The organism is Ketobacter sp., from assembly GCF_003671495.1.
Classification (GTDB): domain Bacteria; phylum Pseudomonadota; class Gammaproteobacteria; order Pseudomonadales; family Ketobacteraceae; genus Ketobacter.
The window spans coordinates 390,395-414,131 of record NZ_RCHN01000015.1; the positions used below are offsets into that span (position 1 = coordinate 390,395).

Below are 23,737 nucleotides of genomic sequence, written 5' to 3' on the forward strand. Positions count from 1 at the left end.
GATGGGATTCCCCCAGGCCAAACATATTACGCAGCGTCTGTGTCACCATCGTCTTTCTTCCACTTGATTGCCAGTCCGTTCTCGTATCGCAAATCGACTTTGAACAGTTGTTGTTTTTGTTGTTCGGTGAACATGGCGTACAGTCGGGTGAAACGTTTGAGCTTCTCCATACTGTCCTTGTCATCAACCACCAACATCAACCCATTGTCGAGTTGCGCTCTCCAGGAAATGCGATCTTCCAGTTCAATGGTTTTGACTGAGAGACCCACTTCGCGCAAAATTTTCTGCATTTTCGTGAAACGTTCTGCAATAACAACGGCTTGATCCGGCTTGCCTATAAAAGTAGGCAAATTTACATCAGGCTGCACGTGTTCCGCAGAAAATATTTCACCTTTTACACTTAAAAATTCACTTTTTCCCCAGTTCGCCACCGGAACACGTTCCTGCAAATAAACGATCACGGTATTCGGCCATTCTTTTTTCGCATCGGCGTAATCAATCCAGGTCAAAGATTCTGCCGTTTCTTTTACTTTTTCCAGATCCACAGTAAAAAAATTTTCAACCATGTAGGGCGCGAGCGCTGCCTGTAACGTCTGCTGATCCACATGCTGCAGTTGCCCCATCACCGTGATGCGCTGGATGGGGTAACGGTCAAACCAACGATAAACCGCTACTCGCCCTGCCAACACGGTTGCCGCCAGTATCAGCAGGGCCAGCACCAACAACACCATCCGCAGGGTGTCCCGATTCACGTGCTGTTGAGTGGCCTTGGCTTTTGTCACGTTTCGATCCCGTTAGCCTTTTGCGCTCAGTGCGATGGTCTGCACTAACTCTTCAAAACTGTATCCCTTGGCCCGCGCCGCCATCGGCACCAGGCTGTGATCGGTCATTCCTGGTACAGTGTTGACTTCCAGCAACCAGAATTTTCCGTCTTTATCCTGCATGGCATCCACCCGGCCCCAGCCTTGGCAACCCACGGCCTTAAACGCATCCAGGCAGAGCTGCTGCAACTGCTGCTCCGCAGCCTCATCCAATCCACAGGGAATCAGGTACTCGGTGGTATCGGACTGATACTTGGCATCGAAGTCATAAAACTGGTGAGGCGTTTTCAAACGAATGACGGGCAACGCCTCTTCACCCAGAATGGCGCAGGTGTATTCAGCACCTTCCACCCACCGCTCCAACAGAATCACATCACCGTGATCCAGTGCTTTGTCCACAGCCGTTACCAGTTCCGCCTCGGTGGTTGCGCGGGACATACCGATACTGGAGCCTTCCAGAGGCGGCTTCACCATGACCACGCCGCCCATACTTTCCAGAATCCCGTCCAGGTCGTCGCTGCTGGTAACGGATTTGAAATCCGGCGTGGGCAACCCCATGCCGGACCAGATCAATTTGGTGCGCAGCTTGTCCATGCCAATGGCGGAGGCGGCAACACCACTGCCGGTGTAAGGGATGTTAAGCACTTCCAGCAACCCCTGGATCACGCCATCCTCACCACCACGCCCGTGCAGGGCAATGAACGCCGTATCGATCCCCGCCAGTTGCTTGAACAGCGCATCATTAAACCGGACATCAATACCGATGGCATTTGCCCCCAGGGCTTTCAGGGCAGCCAATACGGCGTGGCCACTGCGCAGCGAGATGGCCCGCTCAGCGGATTCCCCGCCGTACAACACACCCACTTTTCCCAATGCTGCCAAAGTGCTCATACTGCTCTAGACCTCATTCAACTGGCTGGTCGCCAGTTTGTTTGAAATTGCACCCACGTTACCGGCACCCTGCGTAATCAGTACATCACCGGGTTTCAATACGTCTTTCAAAATTTGTGGAATTTTCTGAGCATCATCCACAAAAACCGGATCCACCGCTCCCCGTTGGCGGATACTCCGGCTCAGGCTACGGCTGTCCGCCCCGGGAATGGGATCTTCACCGGCGGAATACACATCCATCAGCAGCAACAGATCCACCTGGGACAGCACGCTGACAAAATCCTCGTACAGGTCTCGGGTTCGACTGTACCGATGAGGCTGATACATCATCACAATTCGACGCTCCGGCCAGGCGCCGCGGGCTGCATTCAGCGTCGCCGCCACTTCGGTTGGGTGATGGCCATAATCATCCACCAAGGTCACGCTGCCCTCTGCCAGAGGAAGGTTGTCGCACACCTGAAAGCGGCGGCCGACGCCCTGGAATTTAGCCAGAGACGTGACAATGGCCTGATCGGAGATGCCTTCGTCCGTGGCCACCGCAATGGCGGCCAGGGCATTCAATACATTGTGATGCCCGGGAATATTCAGTGACACTTTCAGGACGCCGGGCTTATCCTGCCGCACCACATCGAAATGGGAGCGGGTACCTTCCATGACGATGTTCTCTGCACGCACATCCGCCGCCTCGCTGACGCCGTAGGTCACCACCGGGCGCGAGACCTGGGGCAACAGACTGACGATCACCGGATCGTCCACACACATCACCGCCAGACCGTAAAAAGGCAGGTTGTGCAGAAACTGGATGAAGGTGTCTTTGAGCTTATTGAAATCACCGCCGTAGGTGGCCATGTGATCCGCTTCAATATTGGTCACCACCGAGATCATGGGCTGCAGGTGCAGGAACGAAGCATCGCTCTCATCCGCCTCCGCCACAAAATACCGACTGTCGCCCAGGCGAGCGTTGGTACCAGCGCTATTCAGCAGTCCGCCAATCACAAAGGTCGGGTCCAGCTCTCCCTCCGCCAGAATCGATGCAATCAAGCTGGTGGTGGTGGTTTTACCGTGGGTTCCGGCCACCGCGATGCCATGGCGATAGCGCATCAACTCACCCAGCATTTCCGCCCTGGGTACGACTGGCACCCGCATTTCCTGCGCCGCCACCAATTCTGGATTATCCGCTTTCACGGCAGAGGAAACCACGACCACACTGGCCTGCGCCACATTGTTCTGATGATGCCCGATGAAGACTTTGGCGCCCAACTCCTCCAGTCGCTGAGTGGTCGCACTGGCTTTGATATCACTGCCGGTGATCTGGTAACCCTGGTTCAGCAGCACTTCGGCAATACCACACATACCCGCACCGCCGATGCCCACAAAATGTATGGTACGAATACGGCGCATCTCAGGAATTTCGATCATCCGGGTGATGGCTTTTCGACTACTCACTGGCCACCTCCAGGCAACGCTGCACCAGTTTTTCGGTGGCATTGGTCATGGCCAGTGCCCGCGCTTGCTCTGCCATTCTCTTCAGTTCATCCCGGCTACTTAATTTTTCTTTCAACAACGCTGCCAAATCTGCCTCATTCAATTCACTTTGCTGCACCAGCACTGCGGCTCCGGCAGCGCTCAGGTACTCGCCATTACGGGTCTGGTGATCATCCACCGCAAACGGATAGGGAATCAGCACCGAGGCCACTCCGGCCGCCGCCAGCTCACTCACGGTTAACGCCCCGGAACGACACACCACCACATCCGCCCAGCCATAGGCTGCCGCCATATCGTTGATGAACGGCACCACTTCCGCATCCACTCCGGCTTGTCGATAACAGTCCGTCGCCGCTTCGATATTGCGGGCACCGCACTGATGACGCACCTGAAAATGCAAGTCATCCTGCAGCAGGGCCAGTGCTTTAGGCACCAATTGATTCAATGCAACCGCACCCTGGCTGCCCCCCAGGATCAAAATGCGCACTGGGCCATCGTGCTCGCCATACCGTTGCGCCGGCAGTGCTAACTGGGCGATCTCCCTGCGCACCGGGTTGCCAGTGGTTTCCACCTTGGGCCCGGCGGCAAACGCCCCCGGAAACGCCTGAAACACTTTGCGCGCCAATCGTGCCAGCATCTTGTTGGTAAAACCGGCAATGGCGTTCTGCTCGTGGATGAATACCGGGCGCCCGCACAACCAAACACCGACGCCAGTAGGCCCCGTTACAAAGCCACCCATCCCCAGCACCAGGTCGGGCTGATAACGGCGCACGATTCCCACCACCTGGGACACGGCCCTGACAATTTTCAAGGGTGCCCACATCAGTCGGGACAGCCCCTGCCCCCGTACCCCGGCGATATCCAGATATTCGATGGCAATCCCATTGCTGGGAACGATGTCTGCCTCAATTCCCTGCCGAGTACCGATCCACAACACCTCTACGCCCTGCTCCTGAAACAGGCGGGCCGCCGCCAATGCCGGGAACACATGCCCTCCGGTTCCCCCGGCGGTGACCAAGACGCGCTGTACCTTAGTGCCTGATGTCATAGCACAGGCTCCTTACGCGATGCAGCTACGGCTTTCCTGCCGGCCTTGGTTTTGCTGGGGCCTTTGCTTTTGCTGGAGGCCTTGGTTTTGCCGGGCGACCGCGTAGCCTTGGCTGCGTCACCCGCAACCGCCATCTGATTTTCCAGATCAGCGCGCATGATCAACGCCAGCACAATGCTCATGATGATCAGGCTACTGCCACCATAACTGATGAACGGCAGCGTCAGACCCTTGGTCGGTAACAAGCCGCTTGCTACCCCAACGTTGACCATGGCCTGCAATCCAATCAGGGTGGCAAAGCCGTAGACCATATAGGCGTTAAAGAGATTGCCCACTGCTTCTGCCCTGCGGCCAATCCCAAACGCAATCCACACCAGTGCCAGATAGAGGGCAATCACCACCAGATTGCCAACGAAACCAAACTCTTCAGCCAGGATGGCAAACACAAAATCCGTATGAGCCTCCGGCAGATAGAACAACTTCTGGATGGAATTACCCAACCCCACTCCGGTCCACTCACCGCGCCCGAAGGCAATCAGGCTTTGCACCAGCTGATAACCAGTGGAGTACTGATCTGCCCATGGGTCGATGTACCCCATCACCCGCTTCCAACGATAATCAGAGGACGCCACCAACAGATAGCCGATGCCTGCACTGCCAAAGGTTACTGCCAGGAACTGGCTTAAACGGGCCCCCGCCAGGAACAACATGGCGAACACCGCAGTCATGATCACCACCACAGCACCAAAATCCGGTTGTTTCAGTAGTAAAACCACCATCACAGACAGCACCATCACCGGCTTCATGAAGCCCCAGAATGTGCTACGCACCTCGTCCACCCGCCGCACCAGGTAACCGGCCACAAACATAATGCTGAAGACCTTCACGATCTCTGAGACCTGAACATTAATGGGGCCCAGGTGAATCCAACGGGTGCTGCCGTTGACCGTTTTGCCGATCCCCGGCAGCAACACCAACGCCAACAGCAGATAAGCCACGATCAACAGGGCACCGCTGCTGCGCTGCCAGACCGCCAGGGGAATCTGATACACCAAGACCGCACACACCACGCCAGCGGCCAGATAAACACCGTGCCGCTTCAGAAAGAAGAACGGTGACTCATAGTTCAGTGACGCCATGTCCATGGATGCGGAGGAAACCAGGACCAGACCAATGCACATCAAAACGCAACCGAGCAGCAGCAACCACTGCCTGGAGGACAGTGGCGGTCTGGATGTGATGACGTTAGCCTGGATCGACATCATCTATCTCCTTTCACCGCAGCCACAAACTGGTAACCTCGATCTTCATAATTGCGAAACTGATCGAATGAAGCGCAGGCAGGAGAAAACAGCACCACATCCCCAGCCACCGCTTTTCCCCGGATCAGGGATACCGCCTGCTGCATGGTCTCTACCTGCTGTACCGGTACAACCCGGGACAGGCTATTGTGGATCAGCTGGGCATCCCGACCGTACACTACCACCTCACTGACCCGACCCTGGGCAGCATCAGCCAGCGGCGCAAAGTCAGCACCCTTGCCTTCGCCACCGGCAATCAAAAACAGACGCCCTTTGACACCGCCTTCCAAACCATTGAGAGCGGCAACCGTTGAACCCACATTGGTGCCCTTGGAATCATTGAACCAGGTGACGCCATCAATGTCCGCCACCCACTGGCAACGATGGGGCAAACCGGAAAACTGCTTGATCGCCGGCAGCGCCTTTTCATAATGACCAGCGGTGAATTCCGCCAACACGGTTAAACAGGCCGCCACGTTCAACAGGTTATGGCCACCGCGAATGTGAAGCTCCTCCGCTGACAGCACCTGTCGGGTTCCGTCCATCACCGCCCAGGGCTGCGTTTCCGTGTTTACGTAAAACCGTCCGTGGGTTGCAGCATCACCGCCGAAAGGCAATTGGGTGCGCGCCCCTTGAATGGGCTTGCTGCGGTGATCTTCAAGCCAATACACCGCAGCTTCGCAGCCTTCAAAAATACGCTGTTTGGCCATGGCATATTCGTCCAGAGAACCGTAACGATCCATATGGTCTTCCGTCACATTCAGGTTCACCGCCACTTTTGCCCGCAGGCTGTAAGTGGTTTCCAGTTGGAAGCTGGACAACTCCAATACCCAGACATCAACATCAATGGCGGAAGACAAGGCGTCCAACACCGGCAATCCGATATTGCCTGCCACGCACACGTTGTATCCAAGCGCCTCGAGGGCTTTGCCGATAATGGATACCACTGTACTTTTGCCATTGGAGCCCGTAACGGCAATCACCGGTGCCGCCACTGACTTGGCAAACAGCTCGACATCTCCGGAACAAGGCACACCAGCCGCCACAGCCTTGGCAATGGCAGGGGTCTGGATCGCAATCCCTGGACTTACCACCAACTCGCGGGCTTTGCTCAAATCAAACTGATCCAGCTCGCCACAGTACAATTTGACGTCAGAATACGCCTGTTCCAGCTCTTCCCTGCCAGGAGGCTCAGATCGGGTATCGATCACAGCCACATCACAACCGAGGCGCTTTAAAAAACGGACGCAGGACAGCCCGGTTTTACCCAGACCAATCACCACATGCTTGTCTTTCAATTTCGCCACGTCAGTATCCTTAGTTACCTTAATCCATTACATTCTTATCGAAGCTTGAGCGTCGACAAGCCAAATAGAACCAGAATGACCGTAATGATCCAGAATCGCACAATCACCTTGGGCTCGGCCCATCCTTTGAGTTCAAAATGATGATGAATGGGCGCCATACGGAAGATCCGCCGCCCCGTCAGCTTGTAGGAACCCACCTGGAGAATCACTGACACCGTCTCCATCACAAATACACCACCCATGATGAACAGCACGATCTCCTGGCGGGTGATGACTGCAATCACACCCAGGATTGCACCCAGCGCCAACGCGCCCACATCCCCCATGAAGACCTGTGCGGGATACGTATTGAACCAGAGAAAGCCCAAACCGGCTCCCACCAGAGACCCACAGACCACGATCAACTCGCCGGTTCCGGAGATATGCGGGAATCCCAGATAGCGCGAGAATTCGGAATGACCAAACACGTATGCGAATACCCCAAGGGCGCCACCGACCAATACCGTTGGCATAATCGCCAGCCCATCGAGACCATCCGTAAGATTGACGGCGTTTGAGGTTCCCACAATCACAAAGTACGTGAGCACAATGTAAAACCAGCCCAGATCCAGATAGACTTCCTTGAAGAAAGGCACAATCAGTTTGGTTTCGAATCCACAACTGACGGCTTCGGGCGCGCAGTCCGGCGCCGTGAAATACAGGAAGAGGGCCGCACCCAAACCGCCCACCGACTGCCAGAAGTACTTCCACTTTGCGGGCAAGCCCCGAGAGTTGCGCTGCACCACTTTACGGTAATCGTCCACCCAGCCCACAGCACCAAATATCAGAGTCACCCCCAGCACCACCCAGATGTAACGATTGGACAGGTCTGCCCAGAGCAGCGTGCTGACAACAATGGCCACCAGAATCAGCGCACCGCCCATGGTGGGTGTGCCCGCTTTGCTGAGATGGGATTTGGGGCCATCATCCCGCACCGATTGACCGATCTGGTGGTAACTCAACCGCTCAATCAGGTAAGGCCCAACGATGAACGCAATCACCAACGCCGTCAGCACGCCCAGTATTCCCCGGAATGTCAGGTACTGGAACACGTTAAATACGGTGTAATATTGTTGTAAATAGTCAGCCAACCACAGCAGCATCAGCAATCACTCCCCTGAGCCCGTTGGCGTTCCAGCATGTGTGCTATTACTTTTTCCATCGCGGCGCTTCTTGAACCCTTTACTAAAATGGTTTTGTTCCGTTGGTTGGCAAACAGATCGTCTGCCAACCGCTGATGATTTTCTGCGGTAATGAAAACGCCGCTACCGGGCTCCGACAGGAAGCCTTCCCGATACAGCGCGGCGGACTCTCCCACGCCATACACTGTGGAGATGCCTTTGCGGGCAGCATAGGCTCCCACTTCACGGTGCAACCGGTTACCGGATTCACCCAGTTCAGCCATTCCACCGATCACCAGACAGGTTTCACCCTCCAGCCCCGCCAACACGTCAATGGCGGATTTCATGGAGTCGGGGTTGGCATTGTAGCTGTCGTCAATCAACTTATGCTGCTGCAACTCTTCCACAACGCGCAATCGTCCGGGCACAGCCTTAACCGCATTCAAACCGGCTGTGATTGTTGCCAAAGGGCATCCAGCCGCCTGAGCGACAGCAATGGCTGCCAGGGCATTGGCCACGTTGTGGCGCCCGATCAACGACATCTGCACGGTGATCCTTGCACCGTTCACCCGGGCATTGAAGTGATACTGGCCGGTTGCCGTCATCGACTCGGATTCCAGATACACCTCTGCGCTTTCATCTGCACGCGAAAAAAACACTTGCCGGCAATGACGGGTCTTGGCTTTGAACACCTCAACAAACGCATCATCCCGGTTGATGACGGCCACGCCAGCTGGCGGCAATGCCTGATAGATCTCTGACTTCGCTTCAGCTATGTTCTCGATTGAACCAAAGCCTTCCAAGTGTGCCGAACCCACATTGTTGACCAGCGCAATATCCGGTTCCACCAGACCTGCGGTGTATGCGATTTCACCCAGGTGATTGGCGCCCATTTCCACAACGGCGTACCGGTGTTCCGGCGCCAACCGACAAAGGGTGAGTGGCACGCCGATGTCATTATTCAAATTGCCCAGGGTGGACAGGGTTGGGCCGTCCTGAGACAGGATGGACGCCAGCATTTCTTTCACCGTGGTTTTACCGCAGCTGCCGGTAATCGCTATTTTCACCGGCGTATACTGTTGCAGCCAGGCTTTTGACAACGCCCCCAAACCCAGGCGAGTATCCGCCACACTGATCTGGGGCATATCTATCGCCTGCGACTTGGACACCATTGCTGCTACCGCACCACCAGCTTTGGCAGTGGCGACATACTCGTGACCGTCGAAGTGTTCACCCTGCAACGCCACGAACAGGTCACCGGCCTGAAGGGTCCGTGTATCGGTGGAGACCCGAGCGAATTCGCCATCGCTACCCAGCAAGGTTCCGCCAATCTTGTGCGCCAGAGTGGACAATTGCATTTAGCAGCCCTCCCCATCCGGCGTGCCGACAGCCACAGCGGCATTGAGGGCCGCCTGGGCGGCAGACAGGTCGCTGTATGAATACTTGTGCCCGGCGATCTCCTGATAATTTTCGTGACCTTTACCGGCAATCAGGACCACATCACTTGCCGCGGCGTGCGTGATGGCATAAGCAATGGCCTGGGCCCGGTCCTCCATCACCTGAAATGCCACCGCAGCGGGAATACCCTTCACCATATCGGCAACGATGCCGACAAAAGTCTCACTGCGGGGATTGTCCGCGGTAATCACCAGCTCATCGGCCAGATCCGCCACCACGCCGGCCATCAGTGGTCGCTTGCCAGCATCACGATCACCGCCACAACCGAACACACACCAGATGCGCCCGCTGGCATGGCGCTTCAGTGCCAGCAACACTTTCTCCAACGCATCCGGGGTGTGGGCAAAATCAATGATCACCATGGGCTGGCGTGCCCCGGCCTCAACCCGCTGCATTCGGCCCTCCACCGGGCCCAGGGCGCTGAGCGCAGCCGCGGCCTGCTCCAGGCCCACATCCAAAGTCAGCAACAGGGTAAGGCAGGCCACCAGATTGGCAGCATTGAACTCACCGATAAGCGGGCTGCGAATGCTCGCGTGTTGCTGGCCATATCCCACCGTCAAATCGATGCCCTGTTTGTCATAGTGAACGGACAGCACTCTCACCGTCACGTCATCACGATTCTGCATGGAGAAGGACCACAAACGCGTACCTTCCTGACGGGCAGACACCATGGCTGCCACTCGCTCGTCGTCCCAATTCAATACCAGATGCCGCAATCCGGGATGCAACACCAACTGGGCCTTGGCCTGGGCATAAGCTTCCATAGTGCCGTGATAATCCAGGTGATCACGACTGATGTTGGTGATCAAACCAGTGTGAATAGTGACGCCATCCACACGCCCCTGCACCAGCCCATGGGAGGACACTTCCATGGTGGCCGCATCAGCACCCGCAGCCAGCATCTCCGCCAACAGGCGATTGCACTCCACCACGTCCGGCGTGGTGTTCAAAGTGGGCTCCAGGTGCCCGACAATCCCGTTACCCAGGGTGCCCACCACGCCGCAACATACCCCTAGCCGATCCAGTGCCTGTGCCGTCAATTGGCTCACGCTGGTTTTACCGTTGGTTCCGGTGATGGCCAGCAGCTTCAACTGGGTGCTGGGATTCCGGTAAAATTCAGAAGCGATGTGTCCCAGATGCTTTTTCAGTCCGGGAATGGCTACCACCGGCACAGAAGCCTTGGCAGCCACACCAGAGTGACGCTCGAAGCCCTCTGCCTCCACCAACGCAGAACCGGCTCCGGCCGCCAGAGCCGAAGACAGGAAGTCGCGGCCATCCGAGTGGTGCCCCGGATAGCCCAGAAAGCAGTTGCCTGCCTTAACTCTTCGACTGTCTACCGCCAAACCTGTCACGATGGTTTTCTTCCAACACTCGTCCAGTTGCAAAAAAGGAACGACATCCTGCAGATAGCGCTCCGTTACCTGGCTTCCACTCATGAATCCGGAGCCACTTTTTTAGAAAGCCCGACGTAGGTTTCCACCGCCTTGTCGGGAGGAATATTCTTAACCCGGAGCAAACCGGCCATAACCCGGGAGAACACCGGCGCCGCCACCTGACCGCCGTAATACATATCGCCTTTGGGATCATCAATCACCACCACCAGGGCGATGGCCGGATCTTCCACCGGCGCCACACCGGCAAACAAAGCCAGGTAACGGTGATCCTGATAGCCGCTGGCTGCCACCTTATGCACGGTGCCGGTTTTACCTGCCACGCGATAACCCGGCACCTGCGCTTTCTTGGCAGTACCTTGTGCATCCACAACGCCTTCCATCATCTGCACCACCTGGCGAGCAATGGCTTCGTCCATGACCCGCTCACCGGGCACCGGCCCTTCGGTTTTCAAAAGGCTCACCTGGCGTTTGATCCCACCGCCGCCCAACACCGCATAGGCCTGTGCCAGCTGCAGTGCCGTCACCGAAAGTCCGTAACCGTAGGACAGGGTAGCTACTTCGATACGGCGCCATTTCTGTCGCGCCGGCAACATACCGACACTCTCGCCGGGAAAGCCCACCCCTGTGGGCTGACCCAGACCCATTTTTTGAAAGAACGCGCTCAGGTAATGCTCTTCCAATGACAAGGCCAGCTTGCTGGCCCCGACGTTACTGGACTTGGCGATGACTTTACCCAGATCAATTACGCCATAGTTACTCATATCCCGGATGGACTTGCTGCCAATACGCAAATACCCGGGCGATGTATCCAGCTTGCTGTAAGGCTTCCATTTACCACTCTCCAGCGCCGCAGCCACCGTAAAGGGTTTCACTGTGGAGCCCGGCTCAAATACATCAGTCAATGCCCGGTTACGAAAATTGGGGACATCCTTCTTGCTACGATTGTTCGGGTTGTAAGACGGCTGGTTGACCAGCGCCAGCACTTCCCCGGTTTTGATATCAATGGCCACAGCCGTGCCGGCACTGGCACGATATTCGGTGACGGCGGACAGCAATTCCCGATAGGCCAGGTACTGTGCGCGCAAATCAATGCTTAGCGTAATGTCCGTTCCAGGTGCTGCCGGCTGAATCAACCCCACATCTTTAATGATGCGACGGCGCAAATCCTTAATCACCCGCTTCTTACCCGCTTCCCCTTTCAGGAACTGATCGAAGGACAACTCGATGCCCTCCTGCCCCTCTTCATCAATATTGGTAAATCCCACCAGGTGGCTGGTGACCTCCCCTGCGGGATAGTAGCGGCGGTGTTCCTCCACGCTGTACACCCCAGGGATATTCATCTCCAGGATTTCCTCTGCCTTGGCAGGGTTCATATGACGGCGCAAATAAATGAACTGCTTGTCTTGATTCCGCAAAATGCGATCGCGCAAACTGCTTTCCTGCACCCCGGTTTTATTGGCAAGAAAATCCCAGGCATACTGGGCTTCAATCAGTTCCTGTGGATTGGCCCACAAGGTTTTGACCGGTGTACTCACCGCCAGCGGCTCGCCATTGCGATCCTGGATCATGCCCCGGTAAGCGGGAATGTTTTCCACCCGGACCACCCGGCGATCCCCCTGATCCTGCAGGAAGCCCTGCGATTCCACCTGCAGGTAAAACAAACGCCCCACCACCACCAGCGCCAACAACACAAAGACGCCCAGCACTACATAGTAGCGCCAGGCATAATTGGGTTGGCTTGTGTGATCGCTCATGGCTCCACCATTACAATTTCATTGGGCGCCGGCACCCGCATGTTTAGCTTGGTACCCGCTAACTGTTCCACCCGGTTATAAGAACCCCAGGTGCTCTGCTCCAGCAACAATTGCCCCCACTCCACCTGCATGGCATTGTTCTCTTTCTGCAAGCGCTGGTGTTCCGCTACCAATCGCCGGGTTTCGTAGCTGGAGAAATTCACCGCCACACTGGAAACCAACACCAACACCAACGCTACGCACACAAACAGCCAGGAGCGGACGGAGGGACGGGCCAACGGATTCATGCCACCTTCTCCGCCACGCGCATAATCGCACTGCGCGAACGCACGTTACGCAGCACCTCGTCTGCCGATGCCTTGACGGCCTTGCCCAGGCTTTTCAGCTCCCGCTTCACCATGTCATCCCGAATCGGCAGATGGCGCGGCACCGGATCGCCTTTCTCTTTACGCTGAATAAACTGTTTCACCATACGATCTTCGAGGGAGTGGAAGCTGATCACCACCAGCCGACCGCCAGGCTTCAACACCTGCAGCGCCTGCTCCAGCACCAGCGCCAGATCGTCCAGCTCCCGGTTAATGAATATCCGGATCGCCTGAAACGAACGGGTGGCAGGATGCTTGCCTTTCTCTTTTGACGGATTGGCCTTGGCAATCAAGGCCGCCAACTGCGCCGTGGTCGTTAATGGCGTTTCGTCCCGCGCTGCAACGATGGCTCGGGCAATGCGCTTGGCAAAACGCTCCTCACCAAACTCTTTCAGGACCAGAGCAATCTCATCAACATCCGCTTGATTGAGCCACTGCGCCGCGGTTTGACCGGATTGATTGTTCATGCGCATATCCAGCGGCCCGTCCGCCATAAAACTGAAGCCCCGCCCCGCATCATCCAACTGCGGTGACGACACTCCCAGATCCAGCAACACACCATCCACCTGACCGGTCAGGCCAAGTGTTTCAATATGCGCCGCCAAAGTGGCAAAAGAATCATGAATGATGGCAAAACGGGAATCAGACGCGGCTAATTGTTCGGCGGATTGCAGGGCCAGGGGGTCTTTGTCAAAGGCAATGAAGCGGGCCAATGGAGACAGGCGGGCCAGGGCATGACGGGTATGCCCGCCACGGCCATAGGTTCCATCAATGTAGATACCTGCTTCGTTTGTCACCAGTGCATCCACCGCTTCGTTCAGTAATACGGTTTCGTGTTTCAGTTCTGATGCCATGGTTACAACACCAGATCTTGTACAGCTTGTGGCAGCTCTTCTGCTTTAACCGGACCTTCATCCACCCATTGCTGGAAGCCATCGTCCCAGGCTTCCTCAGGCCAGATTTCCAGCTTCTTACCCAGGCCCACCAGCATGATTTTCTTTTCCAGCTTCACCTTGTCTCTCAGCAACTGGGGCAGACTGACGCGGCCATTACTGTCCATTTCCACTTCGCTGGCATAGCCCAGCAGCATGCGCTGTAACCGTCGGGTGGCGGGATTCAGGGAAGGCATGGCCAGGAGTTTTTGCTCGATCTCCTGCCAATCGGGGAGGGGGTGCATTGACAGGCAGTGCCCTTCGAAATCCAGGGTCACGATCAGCTTGCCATCGCAATATTCAGACAGCGCATCACGAAAACGGCTGGGCATTACCATCCGTCCTTTCGCATCAAGACTGAGCGCGCTGGGTCCTCTGAACACTGGATTACCTGTTTGTCGTTACCGACTTCTTTTACCCATCAAACTGTGGCCTAATGACTTGACCACATCTCCCACTTTATCCCACCAAGATCCACAATAAACCACTTCGTGACACCTATGGCACACTATAGGGAGCGGCAGGCGCCATTGTCAAGCTGAAACCCGGGGCAAAAATGTGAATTTGATACGAAAAAACAAAGACTTACGCGCTGAAGCTGCGCCAGCGACAGAGAATTGGCGCTCAAAATATCAATACAAAACAGGAGGATAGAAAGGCCTCTTAAAGCCACTTCTAGGGAGCGAGAACATTTCGCGATATAAACAGAATGTTTTTAGAACAGAGAGGTACGGCACAAGCCGTCACCTGAGGGGAAAAACTAAAGTCAGCCGATAAGCCGGGTTCTGTCGTGGACAGTCATTCCTCTGGGACCCATGTCACCATGAGCCTCTAGCAACCTACCCGTGTCCAGCGCGGGTCACACCTTTGGACACCTATTTGGTCTTGCTCCAGGTGGGGTTTTCCATCGCCACGAACTGTTACCAGTCGCGCGGTGCGCTCTTACCGCACCATTTCACCCTTACCGGCCAGCGTACTGGCTTAGGCGGTTTACTTTCTGCTGCACTTTCCGTCGGCTCGCGCCGCCCAGGCGTTACCTGGCACCTTACCCTGTGGAGCCCGGACTTTCCTCCCCTTTCACAACGGTTACCCGCCGGCAAGGAGCGACTGTCTGGCTGACTTCAGGGGGCAAAATTAACCCTAAAACCTTAAGGAATCAACCTTTGTTTTGTTGCAGCGCCGCCTCGTAGAGTGCGTTTTTGGGTATTCCGGTCAACTCGGATACCACCGCGCAGGCTTTTTTCAGGGGCATGTATTCACCGGTCATCTGCAGAGCACGCAGCACCTTGGGGTCGATCACCGCCGCCGCACCGGGCTCCGCCCCCTGCACCAACAGGACAAACTCACCACGGGTATGGTGCTGATCTTCAGCCAGCCAGGACAGCACCTCCGCCGCCGGTGCCGTCTTGACCGTTTCGAACGATTTGGTGATCTCCTTTGCCACCGCCACCATGCGCTCTGCCCCCATAACGGACACCACGTCCTCAACACAGGACTGTATCCGCTTGGGGGACTCATAAAACACCAGGGTACCGGTTTCTGCCAGCAGACTTTCCAGTTCCGCCTGCCGGGCTTTCTGTTTCGGCGGCAGGAACCCGACAAACAGAAACCGGTCCGTGGGCAATCCGGCAATGGACAATGCAGCCACTGCGGCACAGGGCCCGGGAATCGACACCACCTCAATCCCGCTCTGCCGCATCGCCCGCACCACCCGGAACCCGGGGTCACTGATCAGAGGCGTACCGGCATCCGAAATCATGGCCACTGACTGACCCTCCTGCAACAGGGACAGCAGGGTGTGGATCCGCTCCTCCTCGTTATGATCGTGCACAGCCATCAGCTTGCTGTCGATGCCATAATGATCGAGCAGTTTTTTGCTGTGCCGGGTGTCTTCAGCGGCAATTACGTCAACCTGCTTCAAAACATCAATGGCCCGCAGCGTAATGTCATTGAGATTGCCGATGGGTGTTGCCACAATATAGAGAATTCCAGTCGTCATACACATGCAGGCCCGATACAAAAATGAAGTTCATCCGACGCGCACAGCTTAACACACTTGCCGCTTTCCTCATGGCGCTGATCCTCAGTGCCTGCGAAACCACAGGAGTCGGGACTGGCGGATCAACGCAAGTGGCGAGCAACCCCGCTGCCACCATCAAAAGCCTGATCGAGCGCTCACAAAACGCGCCCAGCCCGGAAGCAGAACAGCTACTGATCCAGGCTGCACAACTCCTGCTGGACCAGGGCAAGGCAGAAGAAGCCAAACGACTGCTGGGAGCGGTCAACGCAACCGCGCTGGACAGCGACACTCTGGCCTCATTGGTGCTTACCCTCACCGACATCCATCTGGCGCTAAACGAGCCGTTACAGGCGGAAGAACTGATCACCACGGATCGCATGGGGCTGTTGACCGCCTCCAACGATCTGAACTCAGACCGGCTTAATGAAATCAGCCTCAAGCGCGCCCAGGTCTGGGAAATCAATGGTAACTATCTGGCGGCTGCCCGGGAGCGGATTTTTGTTGGCCCCATGCTGGAAACCGATGCCGCCAACACCAATCAACAGATGATCTGGAATGACCTGATTGCCCTCCCCAACGACTCACTGCAAGCCCTGGCGCAGACCGTAGCCGTTCCCGAATTCCAGGGCTGGCTGGAGCTGGCCTGGATTTACAAGGGCTACCAGGACCAACTGGACCAACAATTACAACAACTGGACCAGTGGCAATTGCGCTATCCCGGCCACACGGCGGCCACCCAGCTGCCCGAGGCACTGCGGCTGGTGCGCGAACTGAGCGAGAACCAACCCCAGAACATTGCACTGCTGTTGCCGACCCAGGGCCGCTTTCGTCCGGCCGCAGAAGCCATACTGCACGGCTTTATGAGCGCGCATTACGCGTCACTGCAAGACCGTGAAAACACCGAATCCAACATCAGCATTCGGGTCTATGACACTTCAGACTTGAAGCAATTCACAGCCACTTACCAGCAGGCCGTGGCGGATGGCGCAGACATCATTATCGGCCCATTGCAGAAAGAAAACCTGCGCAGCTTGCTCAACAGCACCGATCCGCTTCCGGTGGCCACCATCGCCCTGAACCAGGAGCTCGGCCCGTTCGAGGTGCCGGTGAACCTGTACCAGTTTGGGCTTTCACCGGAGGACGACGCCCTCGAGGTTGCCCGCCGCGCCCTGCAAAAGCAGTATCACAATGCGGCCGTCATGTTTCAGAACAACCCCTGGTGGGAACGGGCTTACCTCGCCTTTGCCGAGCAATGGCAACAGGAAAAGGGCCGCGTCACCGGCATTGCCAGCTATGATGATCAGAGCAATATGGCGAACGGGATTAAGGACATGCTGCTGGTGCAGCACAGTGAGCTGCGCGCCAAACAACTGCGCAACATCCTTGGCAAGAATATCGAGTTCCAACCCCGCCGGCGCCAGGATATCGACTTTATTTACCTGATCGCCACTCCTGACCAGGCGCGCCAGATCCGCCCCTTGCTGGATTTCTATTACGCCGAGGCGATACCGGTTCTGGCCGGCTCACAAATATTCAGCGGCAAAGCCAATCCCAAAACGGATCGTGACCTCAACGGTATCGAATTCTGTGATATTCCCTGGCTATTGGAAAAACCGGATGCCATCCAGCAGGCGCTGAAGCAGGCCTGGCCCACAGCGGATCACCGCTACTCAAGACTTAATGCCATGGGGGTGGACGCCTATCGCCTGCAATCCCGCTTGCAACTGCTCACCCAAATCCCCGACGCCGGATTGTTTGGAGCCACCGGCAATCTCAACATTGGCATCGACAACCGGGTACAACGGGAGCTGAGCTGGGCCGTGATCAAAAACGGCCGCCCGGAGCTGCTGCCCCGCATCACCGAAACTGAACTTGAAGATCGCCCCCAGCAAACGGAAGGACCCGATGCCCGCCCCCCCAAAAACGCTCAAGCCACCGACCGCCAGGAAACTGACCGGCAACCGGGCTGAAGACCTGGCCAGGATCTTTTTGCAAGGCAAAGGCCTGGAATTCTGCGACAGCAACTTCCAGAGCAAAACCGGAGAAATCGACCTGATCATGAAAGATCAGGACATGCTGGTCTTTGTGGAGGTGCGTTATCGTGCCGCGCTGGAGCATGGCACACCGGTGGCCACCGTCACTGCAGGCAAACAACGCAAACTGATTCGAACCGCCAGTTTTTTTCTGCAACAACAGTTTGGCGATCGCTGGCCCGCCTGCCGCTTTGATGTAGTGGGTATCAGCGGCGACCTTGGCAATGCTCCCCAGATCGAATGGATACCATCCGCCTTCTACTGATTTCGGCAAATCGACAGATTCCCGTATAATCGACACGCAATATTGTCGCAACCAAGGAAGCACACCATGAACCTGCACCACCGAGTCACCGAAATCTTTGACGATCACCTGGTGACACTGCATCGCTGCCAGGAAGAACTTCCTGAGCTGATCATCAGCGCCAGCGAACTGATGGTGCAATGCCTGCTCTCTGACCGCAAAGTACTTACCTGCGGCAACGGTGGTTCTGCCAACATTGCCCAGCAACTTTCCAGCAAGATGCTCAACCGCTTTGAGCGCGAGCGCCCGGCGCTGCCTGCAATCGCCCTGTCCACAGACTCCTCCACCATCACGTCCATTTCCAACGACTACAGCTATAACGAGATTTTTTCCAAGCAGATTCGCGCCATCGGTCACGAAGGGGACATTTTGCTGGCGATCACCAGCAGCGGTAACTCAGCCAGCATATTGCAAGCAGTGCAAGCCGCTCACGACCGCAACATGCAGGTCATTGCCCTGACGGGTAAGGACGGCGGGGATTGTGCCCGCCTGATGCAGAGTGAAGATATTGAAATCCGGGTACCCTCCATGTCCACTCCGCGGGTACAGGAGAGCCACCTGACCATCATTCACACGCTGTGTGACCTGATCGACCAGCAGATTTTCGGAATGGAAATCTAGGGATTATTTAACGACTTTGAGCGAGGGCTTGCCTGCAGGCTTTGCCGGCTTCTCCGGGCTGCTGCCCTCATCGTTCGGGGGTGGCGGCATTTCATCCTCATCGAAAAACATGCCCTTGCCATTCTCTTTGGCGTAGATCGCCAGAATCGCACCCACCGGGACATGCAAATTACGCGCTTTGCCACCAAAACGGGCGGAAAACTCCACCTCGTCATTCCCCATATGCAGATTGCGAATGGCGGAAGGGGCCAGATTCAGGATGATTTTGCCTTCGCTGACAAACTCGTTGGGCACCTGCACCATCGGATAGGACGCGTTCACCAACAGGTAGGGAGTCAGTTCGTTATCCAGTATCCATTCATATACGGCACGAATGAAATAGGGTCGGCTCGGTGTCATTACGGTAACTATCCTATCCTCTCAGAAGCTGCTCTCACGCTAAATGAGAGCAGCCAATATACAGGCCTAGAGACGCAACTCGCGCTCTGCATCGGACAGGCTGGCCTGGAAGGATTCCCGGGCAAACAAGCGGTCGGCGTAGGCCAACAAATTGCCGGCCTTGGACTTTTGCAACTCGATGCCCATGGCAGGCAAACGCCACAGAATGGGGGCCACACAGCAGTCCACAAGAGTGAAATCATCACTCATGAAGAACGGTTTCTCGGAGAATATCGGGTCGATGGCCACCAGGTTTTCCGTGAAATCCTTGCGATGCTTGTTCAGCGTGGCCTCTTTTTCAGTGCCGGCCATCAGCGCGTCCACTGCCTGGCACCAGTCACGGTGGATTCGGTGGATCAACAGGCGACTGCGCGCCCGCTCCACCGGGTATACCGGCAACAATGGCGGGTGCGGGAAACGCTCGTCCAGATACTCCATCATGATGTTGGGCTCATACAAGGTGAGCTCCCGATCCACCAGAGTCGGCAGTTCGTTGTACGGATTAAGCGTTGCCAAATCTTCGGGTATTTCCGCTGGGTCCACGTCCAGCACATCCACCGCCACCCCTTTTTCCGCAAGCACGATGCGGACACGATGGCTGTAATGATCGTTACCATCTGAAAAAAATGTCATCGATGATCGTTTAGCAATGACGCCCATGAAAATTCACTCCAGCGCAGTATTCCAAATAGATAAGCGTTGCAAACGGCTGCAACAGAAACGGCGAAGGGGCGGAAGCCAGCTGGCCAACCGCCCCAAACTACCGATGTATTCCCGATTAATGTACGTCTTTCCAGTACTCCCGGTTGAGGAAGTAAACAGGAATGAACAGTATCGCCAGGAATATCAACACATATACACCAATTCGCTCACGCTCCGCTCGAATCGGCTCTGCCATATAGACCATGTAGTTAGTCAGGTCAGCCATCGCCTCTTCGAATTTTTCCTCGCCCAGGGACTGTTCCATGTTCGACAGTACATGAGGCATACCCACATCAGGGAAGATATGGTTGTTTACACCCCAAGGACGGGATTCATCCACGTAGAAATTGGTCAGGTAGGAATACACCCAGTCAGCACCCCGAATTCGAGCCACCAGGGTCAGGTCCGGTGGCACGGTACCAAACCACTTCTTGGCCAGGTCCAGGGGAATCGCTGAATGCATGGTTTCCCCGATCTTGTCGGTGGTGAACATCAGGTTGGCTTTCATGATATCGGCCGGGATTTCCAGATCCGTCGCCGCCCGCTCATAGCGCATGTACTGGGCAGAGTGGCAGCCGATACAGTTATTCATGAAAATCTGCATACCGCGCTGCAGGGACACTTTGTCGTCCATGTTAATGGGAGCAGGTACCAGATATTCGTTATGTCCACCGCCCGCGGCTTGAGCGAACACCGGCAGACACATCAGTACTAATACAGAGATAAACTTATTCATCAGTGTGTCATCCTTACTCGCTCAGGAACGGGTTTGCAGGTTTCTTTGGTGGTCCAGAACGGCATCAGAATGAAGTAGGCAAAATAGAACACCGTGCCGATTTGACCCAATACACGATAAGTCATTTCGAACGGCAGGAACTCCACGTGCAGATCCGGTGCTTTCACACCACAAATTCCCAGAAGAATAAAGAACACAACAAACAGGGCCAGCATGATCTTGCTGATCCAGCCTTTGTAGCGAATGGACTTCACCGGGCTACGGTCCAGCCAGGGCAGAACAAAGAGGATGGCAATGGAGGCACCCATGGCGACCACGCCCAGCAACTTGTCAGGCACCGCCCGCAGAATGGCGTAAAACGGGGTGAAATACCAAACCGGCGCGATATGGTCGGGTGTCTTCAGCGGGTTGGCCGGTTCAAAGTTCGGCTTCTCCAGGAAGTAACCACCGCCATCAGGGAAGAAGAACACGATGGTCAGGAATACGAACAGGAAGACCACCACACCCACCAGGTCATGCACACTGTAATACGGATGGAAAGGAATACCGTCCAGGGGCACGCCGTTTTCGTCCTTCAGTTTCTTGATCTCCACACCATCGGGGTTGTTGGAACCCACTTCGTGCAAGGCAATGATATGCAATACCACCAGGGCCAGGATAACGATCGGCAGGGCCACCACGTGCAATGCGAAGAAACGGTTAAGGGTAATACCGGAAATCAGGTAGTCGCCCCGAATCCACTCGGTCAAGGCATCGCCCACCACCGGAATTGCACCGAACAGGGAAATGATAACCTGAGCACCCCAGTAAGACATCTGGCCCCAGGGCAACAGGTAGCCCATGAAACCTTCCGCCATCAGGGCCAGGTAGATCGTCATACCGAATATCCACACCAATTCCCGGGGAGCACGATAGGAGCCGTACATCATGCCGCGGAACATGTGCAGATACACCACCACAAAGAAGGCCGAGGCACCGGTGGAGTGGAGGTAGCGCAGCAGCCAACCGTATTCCACGTCACGCATCATGTTCAGTTCCACTGACAAAAACGCGCCTTCGCCGGAAGGGTTGTACAGCATGGTCAACCAGATGCCAGTCAACAGCTGGTTAACCAGCACCAACATGGCCAGGGAGCCAAAGAAATACCAGACGTTGAAGTTCTTGGGAGCATAATATTTGCTCATGTGATCTTCGAACATTTTGGTGGCTGGGAATCGGGCATCCACCCAGCCCATCAGGTTCTGTAACATGCTCATCAGGCTGCCTCCCCGTCTTCACCGATTTTAATCAACGTGTCGCTCATGAAGTAATAAGGAGGCACTTCCAGGTTCAACGGTGCGGGAACTGCCTTGAATACACGACCGGAGAAATCAAACTTGGAACCATGGCAAGGGCAGAAGAAGCCACCCTTCCAATCAGCCCCCAGGTCGGCCGGAGCCACTTCAGGACGATACAGGGGGGAGCAACCTAAGTGAGTGCACAAACCGACCAATACCACGATGTTCTGGTGGCCTTCCCGGGCGCGGGCTTCAGGGGAGATATACTCCGGCTGTTTGGATTCCTTGGATTCCGGGTCACGCAGATTGTCGGCTACCGCTTTCAGGCTGGCCATGGCCTCTTCGGAGCGACGCAGGATCCATACCGGCTTGCCACGCCATTCAACGGTCATACGTTGACCCACTTCCAGCTTACTGATGTCTGCCACCACTGGCGCACCGGCAGTCTTGGCCTTAGCGCTGGGGTTCCAGGACTTCACAAAGGGTACGGCGGCGCCAACAGCCCCCACCGCACCCACTGCTGAAGTGGCTCCAATCAGGAAGCGTCTCCGCCCCTCATTTACGCCTTCAGTACTCATTCAGTTTCTCTCCCCGCTAAACATTAAGAAGTCACATGACCTTTGCGAACGCAAGGCACACTAACCCCTACCCATAATTTTAAACGCGCAAATAGTAATGAAATTGCAGTGGAGTTACAAGGAAAGGTTTGGCCAGGGCTCGCCGGGGAAGAAGAAACGCAAAACGCCCGGGGCAATACCCCAGGCGCTTTAAATACACAAAACGTAAGGAATTTCTTAACGCTTTGAGAATTGAGGACGCTTACGCGCTTTCCGCAGGCCCACTTTCTTACGCTCGACTTCACGGGCGTCACGGGTTACGAAACCGGCTTTACGCAGGGTGGCACGCAGAGTCTCATCGTACTCCATCAGCGCGCGGGTAATGCCGTGACGAATTGCACCGGCCTGTCCGCTGCCGCCGCCACCTTTAACCGTGACATATACGTCAAACTTGTCACCCACTTCCACCAGCTCCAAGGGCTGACGAACCACCATGCGGGCAGTTTCGCGACCGAAATACTGGTCCAGAGAACGGCCATTGATGGAAATATTGCCAGAACCTGGCTTCAGAAATACGCGAGCAGCTGCAGTTTTGCGGCGGCCTGTACCATAATTAGTGTCCACTATTCCGCCCCCTTACAGTGCCAGTTCTTTTGGTTGTTGAGCAGCATGAGGATGCTCAGAGCCAGCGTAGACTTTCAGCTTGCCCAGCATCGCGCGACCCAGAGGGTTGCGCGGCATCATGCCTTTAACCGCTTTTTCGATCGCCTGTTCCGGCTTCCGGTCCATCAACTTGTCAAAGCTGATTTCCTTGATACCACCGGGGTATTCGGTGTGGCGATAATACATTTTGTCCGTACGCTTGGTACCGGTTACGCGCACTTTTTCTGCATTGATTACAACGATGTAATCACCGGTGTCCACGTGAGGAGTATAAATCGGCTTGTGTTTGCCACGCAGGCGCCGGGCGATTTCAGTCGCCAGACGACCCAAAGTCTTGTCGGTTGCATCCACAACGTACCAGTCACGTTCTACCGATTCTGGTTTTGCACTAAACGTTTTCATTGAATCTGCCCTAGAACACTCTAATCCGAGGTCTGCCCGTCAATTTAAAGAGCGCGAATACTACCCAA

At 55.8% G+C, this 23,737-nt stretch carries 24 protein-coding genes and 1 other RNA gene; 3 read left to right on the forward strand and 22 right to left on the reverse strand.

Features of this window, described 5'->3' with window-relative positions; genetic code table 11:
* Window positions 1-26: 26 nt before the first annotated feature.
* From D9N14_RS08100 to rsmI, 15 genes are all read right to left on the reverse strand, one after another.
* Window positions 27-782, reverse strand: a complete 756-nt coding sequence (locus D9N14_RS08100; RefSeq protein ID WP_290578855.1) for a cell division protein FtsQ/DivIB — start codon at window positions 780-782, stop codon at window positions 27-29.
* Window positions 783-794: 12 nt separating this feature from the next.
* Complete coding sequence (locus tag D9N14_RS08105; protein ID WP_290578857.1) at window positions 795-1,712, reverse strand: D-alanine--D-alanine ligase; 918 nt, start codon at window positions 1,710-1,712, stop codon at window positions 795-797.
* A gap of 6 nt (window positions 1,713-1,718) precedes the next feature.
* Entirely contained in the window at window positions 1,719-3,131 is a 1,413-nt protein-coding gene (murC, locus tag D9N14_RS08110; RefSeq protein ID WP_290578889.1) for a UDP-N-acetylmuramate--L-alanine ligase, read from the reverse strand.
* Between the two features lie 19 nt (window positions 3,132-3,150).
* Window positions 3,151-4,245 (reverse strand): undecaprenyldiphospho-muramoylpentapeptide beta-N-acetylglucosaminyltransferase, encoded by a 1,095-nt coding sequence (gene murG, locus D9N14_RS08115; RefSeq protein ID WP_290578859.1) that lies wholly within the window; start codon window positions 4,243-4,245, stop codon window positions 3,151-3,153.
* Complete coding sequence (ftsW, locus tag D9N14_RS08120; protein ID WP_290578861.1) at window positions 4,242-5,507, reverse strand: putative lipid II flippase FtsW; 1,266 nt, start codon at window positions 5,505-5,507, stop codon at window positions 4,242-4,244. Before ftsW ends, murG begins: the two co-directional genes overlap by 4 nt.
* On the reverse strand, window positions 5,507-6,853 hold the full coding sequence (gene murD / locus D9N14_RS08125; protein WP_290578863.1) for a UDP-N-acetylmuramoyl-L-alanine--D-glutamate ligase: 1,347 nt from the start codon (window positions 6,851-6,853) through the stop codon (window positions 5,507-5,509). Before murD ends, ftsW begins: the two co-directional genes overlap by 1 nt.
* A gap of 35 nt (window positions 6,854-6,888) precedes the next feature.
* The gene (gene mraY, locus D9N14_RS08130; protein ID WP_290578865.1) at window positions 6,889-7,995 is read right to left on the reverse strand and encodes a phospho-N-acetylmuramoyl-pentapeptide-transferase; all 1,107 of its coding nucleotides are present in this window, start codon (window positions 7,993-7,995) and stop codon (window positions 6,889-6,891) included.
* On the reverse strand, window positions 7,995-9,371 hold the full coding sequence (locus D9N14_RS08135) for a UDP-N-acetylmuramoyl-tripeptide--D-alanyl-D-alanine ligase (RefSeq protein ID WP_290578867.1): 1,377 nt from the start codon (window positions 9,369-9,371) through the stop codon (window positions 7,995-7,997). The genes mraY and D9N14_RS08135 overlap by 1 nt, the downstream gene beginning before the upstream one ends.
* Window positions 9,372-10,907, reverse strand: a complete 1,536-nt coding sequence (locus D9N14_RS08140; RefSeq protein WP_290578869.1) for a UDP-N-acetylmuramoyl-L-alanyl-D-glutamate--2,6-diaminopimelate ligase — start codon at window positions 10,905-10,907, stop codon at window positions 9,372-9,374.
* Window positions 10,904-12,619 carry a peptidoglycan D,D-transpeptidase FtsI family protein gene (locus tag D9N14_RS08145; RefSeq protein ID WP_290578871.1) on the reverse strand — a complete coding sequence of 572 codons (1,716 nt, stop codon included), beginning with the start codon at window positions 12,617-12,619 and terminating at the stop codon, window positions 10,904-10,906. The genes D9N14_RS08140 and D9N14_RS08145 overlap by 4 nt, the downstream gene beginning before the upstream one ends.
* Window positions 12,616-12,906, reverse strand: coding sequence for a cell division protein FtsL (gene ftsL / locus D9N14_RS08150; protein ID WP_290578872.1), 291 nt, complete (start codon window positions 12,904-12,906; stop codon window positions 12,616-12,618). The genes D9N14_RS08145 and ftsL overlap by 4 nt, the downstream gene beginning before the upstream one ends.
* A complete protein-coding gene (gene rsmH, locus D9N14_RS08155; RefSeq protein WP_290578873.1) occupies window positions 12,903-13,838 on the reverse strand; it encodes a 16S rRNA (cytosine(1402)-N(4))-methyltransferase RsmH in 936 nt (311 codons plus the stop codon). The genes ftsL and rsmH overlap by 4 nt, the downstream gene beginning before the upstream one ends.
* 2 nt (window positions 13,839-13,840) lie before the next feature.
* Window positions 13,841-14,299 (reverse strand): division/cell wall cluster transcriptional repressor MraZ, encoded by a 459-nt coding sequence (mraZ, locus tag D9N14_RS08160; RefSeq protein ID WP_290578874.1) that lies wholly within the window; start codon window positions 14,297-14,299, stop codon window positions 13,841-13,843.
* A gap of 375 nt (window positions 14,300-14,674) precedes the next feature.
* Window positions 14,675-15,039, reverse strand: an RNA gene (gene rnpB / locus D9N14_RS08165) — RNase P RNA component class A.
* A gap of 33 nt (window positions 15,040-15,072) precedes the next feature.
* The gene (rsmI, locus tag D9N14_RS08170) at window positions 15,073-15,915 is read right to left on the reverse strand and encodes a 16S rRNA (cytidine(1402)-2'-O)-methyltransferase (protein ID WP_290578875.1); all 843 of its coding nucleotides are present in this window, start codon (window positions 15,913-15,915) and stop codon (window positions 15,073-15,075) included.
* 131 nt (window positions 15,916-16,046) lie between these two features.
* On the opposite strand from rsmI, the gene D9N14_RS08175 reads away from it, so the two are divergent.
* The 3 genes from D9N14_RS08175 (at window position 16,047) to D9N14_RS08185 (ending at window position 18,894) form a co-directional block, all read left to right on the forward strand.
* Window positions 16,047-17,906, forward strand: a complete 1,860-nt coding sequence (locus tag D9N14_RS08175) for a penicillin-binding protein activator (RefSeq protein ID WP_290578876.1) — start codon at window positions 16,047-16,049, stop codon at window positions 17,904-17,906.
* The gene (locus tag D9N14_RS08180; RefSeq protein ID WP_290578877.1) at window positions 17,842-18,234 is read left to right on the forward strand and encodes a YraN family protein; all 393 of its coding nucleotides are present in this window, start codon (window positions 17,842-17,844) and stop codon (window positions 18,232-18,234) included. Before D9N14_RS08175 ends, D9N14_RS08180 begins: the two co-directional genes overlap by 65 nt.
* Window positions 18,235-18,300: 66 nt before the next feature.
* Complete coding sequence (locus D9N14_RS08185; protein ID WP_290578878.1) at window positions 18,301-18,894, forward strand: phosphoheptose isomerase; 594 nt, start codon at window positions 18,301-18,303, stop codon at window positions 18,892-18,894.
* 3 nt (window positions 18,895-18,897) lie between these two features.
* Here D9N14_RS08185 and D9N14_RS08190 read toward each other — a convergent pair whose 3' ends face one another.
* From D9N14_RS08190 to rplM, 7 genes are all read right to left on the reverse strand, one after another.
* Window positions 18,898-19,293 (reverse strand): ClpXP protease specificity-enhancing factor, encoded by a 396-nt coding sequence (locus tag D9N14_RS08190; protein WP_290578879.1) that lies wholly within the window; start codon window positions 19,291-19,293, stop codon window positions 18,898-18,900.
* A 66-nt stretch (window positions 19,294-19,359) separates the two neighbouring features.
* Window positions 19,360-19,983: a glutathione S-transferase N-terminal domain-containing protein gene (locus D9N14_RS08195; RefSeq protein WP_411267927.1), complete on the reverse strand. Its 624-nt coding sequence runs from the start codon at window positions 19,981-19,983 to the stop codon at window positions 19,360-19,362.
* Window positions 19,984-20,110: 127 nt separating this feature from the next.
* The gene (locus D9N14_RS08200) at window positions 20,111-20,770 is read right to left on the reverse strand and encodes a cytochrome c1 (protein ID WP_290578881.1); all 660 of its coding nucleotides are present in this window, start codon (window positions 20,768-20,770) and stop codon (window positions 20,111-20,113) included.
* Window positions 20,770-22,020, reverse strand: coding sequence for a cytochrome b (locus tag D9N14_RS08205; protein ID WP_290578890.1), 1,251 nt, complete (start codon window positions 22,018-22,020; stop codon window positions 20,770-20,772). The genes D9N14_RS08200 and D9N14_RS08205 overlap by 1 nt, the downstream gene beginning before the upstream one ends.
* Window positions 22,021-22,025: 5 nt before the next feature.
* Window positions 22,026-22,625 (reverse strand): ubiquinol-cytochrome c reductase iron-sulfur subunit, encoded by a 600-nt coding sequence (petA, locus tag D9N14_RS08210; RefSeq protein WP_290578882.1) that lies wholly within the window; start codon window positions 22,623-22,625, stop codon window positions 22,026-22,028.
* A 216-nt stretch (window positions 22,626-22,841) separates the two neighbouring features.
* The gene (gene rpsI, locus D9N14_RS08215; RefSeq protein WP_290578883.1) at window positions 22,842-23,228 is read right to left on the reverse strand and encodes a 30S ribosomal protein S9; all 387 of its coding nucleotides are present in this window, start codon (window positions 23,226-23,228) and stop codon (window positions 22,842-22,844) included.
* Window positions 23,229-23,240: 12 nt separating this feature from the next.
* Entirely contained in the window at window positions 23,241-23,669 is a 429-nt protein-coding gene (gene rplM / locus D9N14_RS08220; RefSeq protein WP_290578884.1) for a 50S ribosomal protein L13, read from the reverse strand.
* Window positions 23,670-23,737 lie beyond the last annotated feature (68 nt).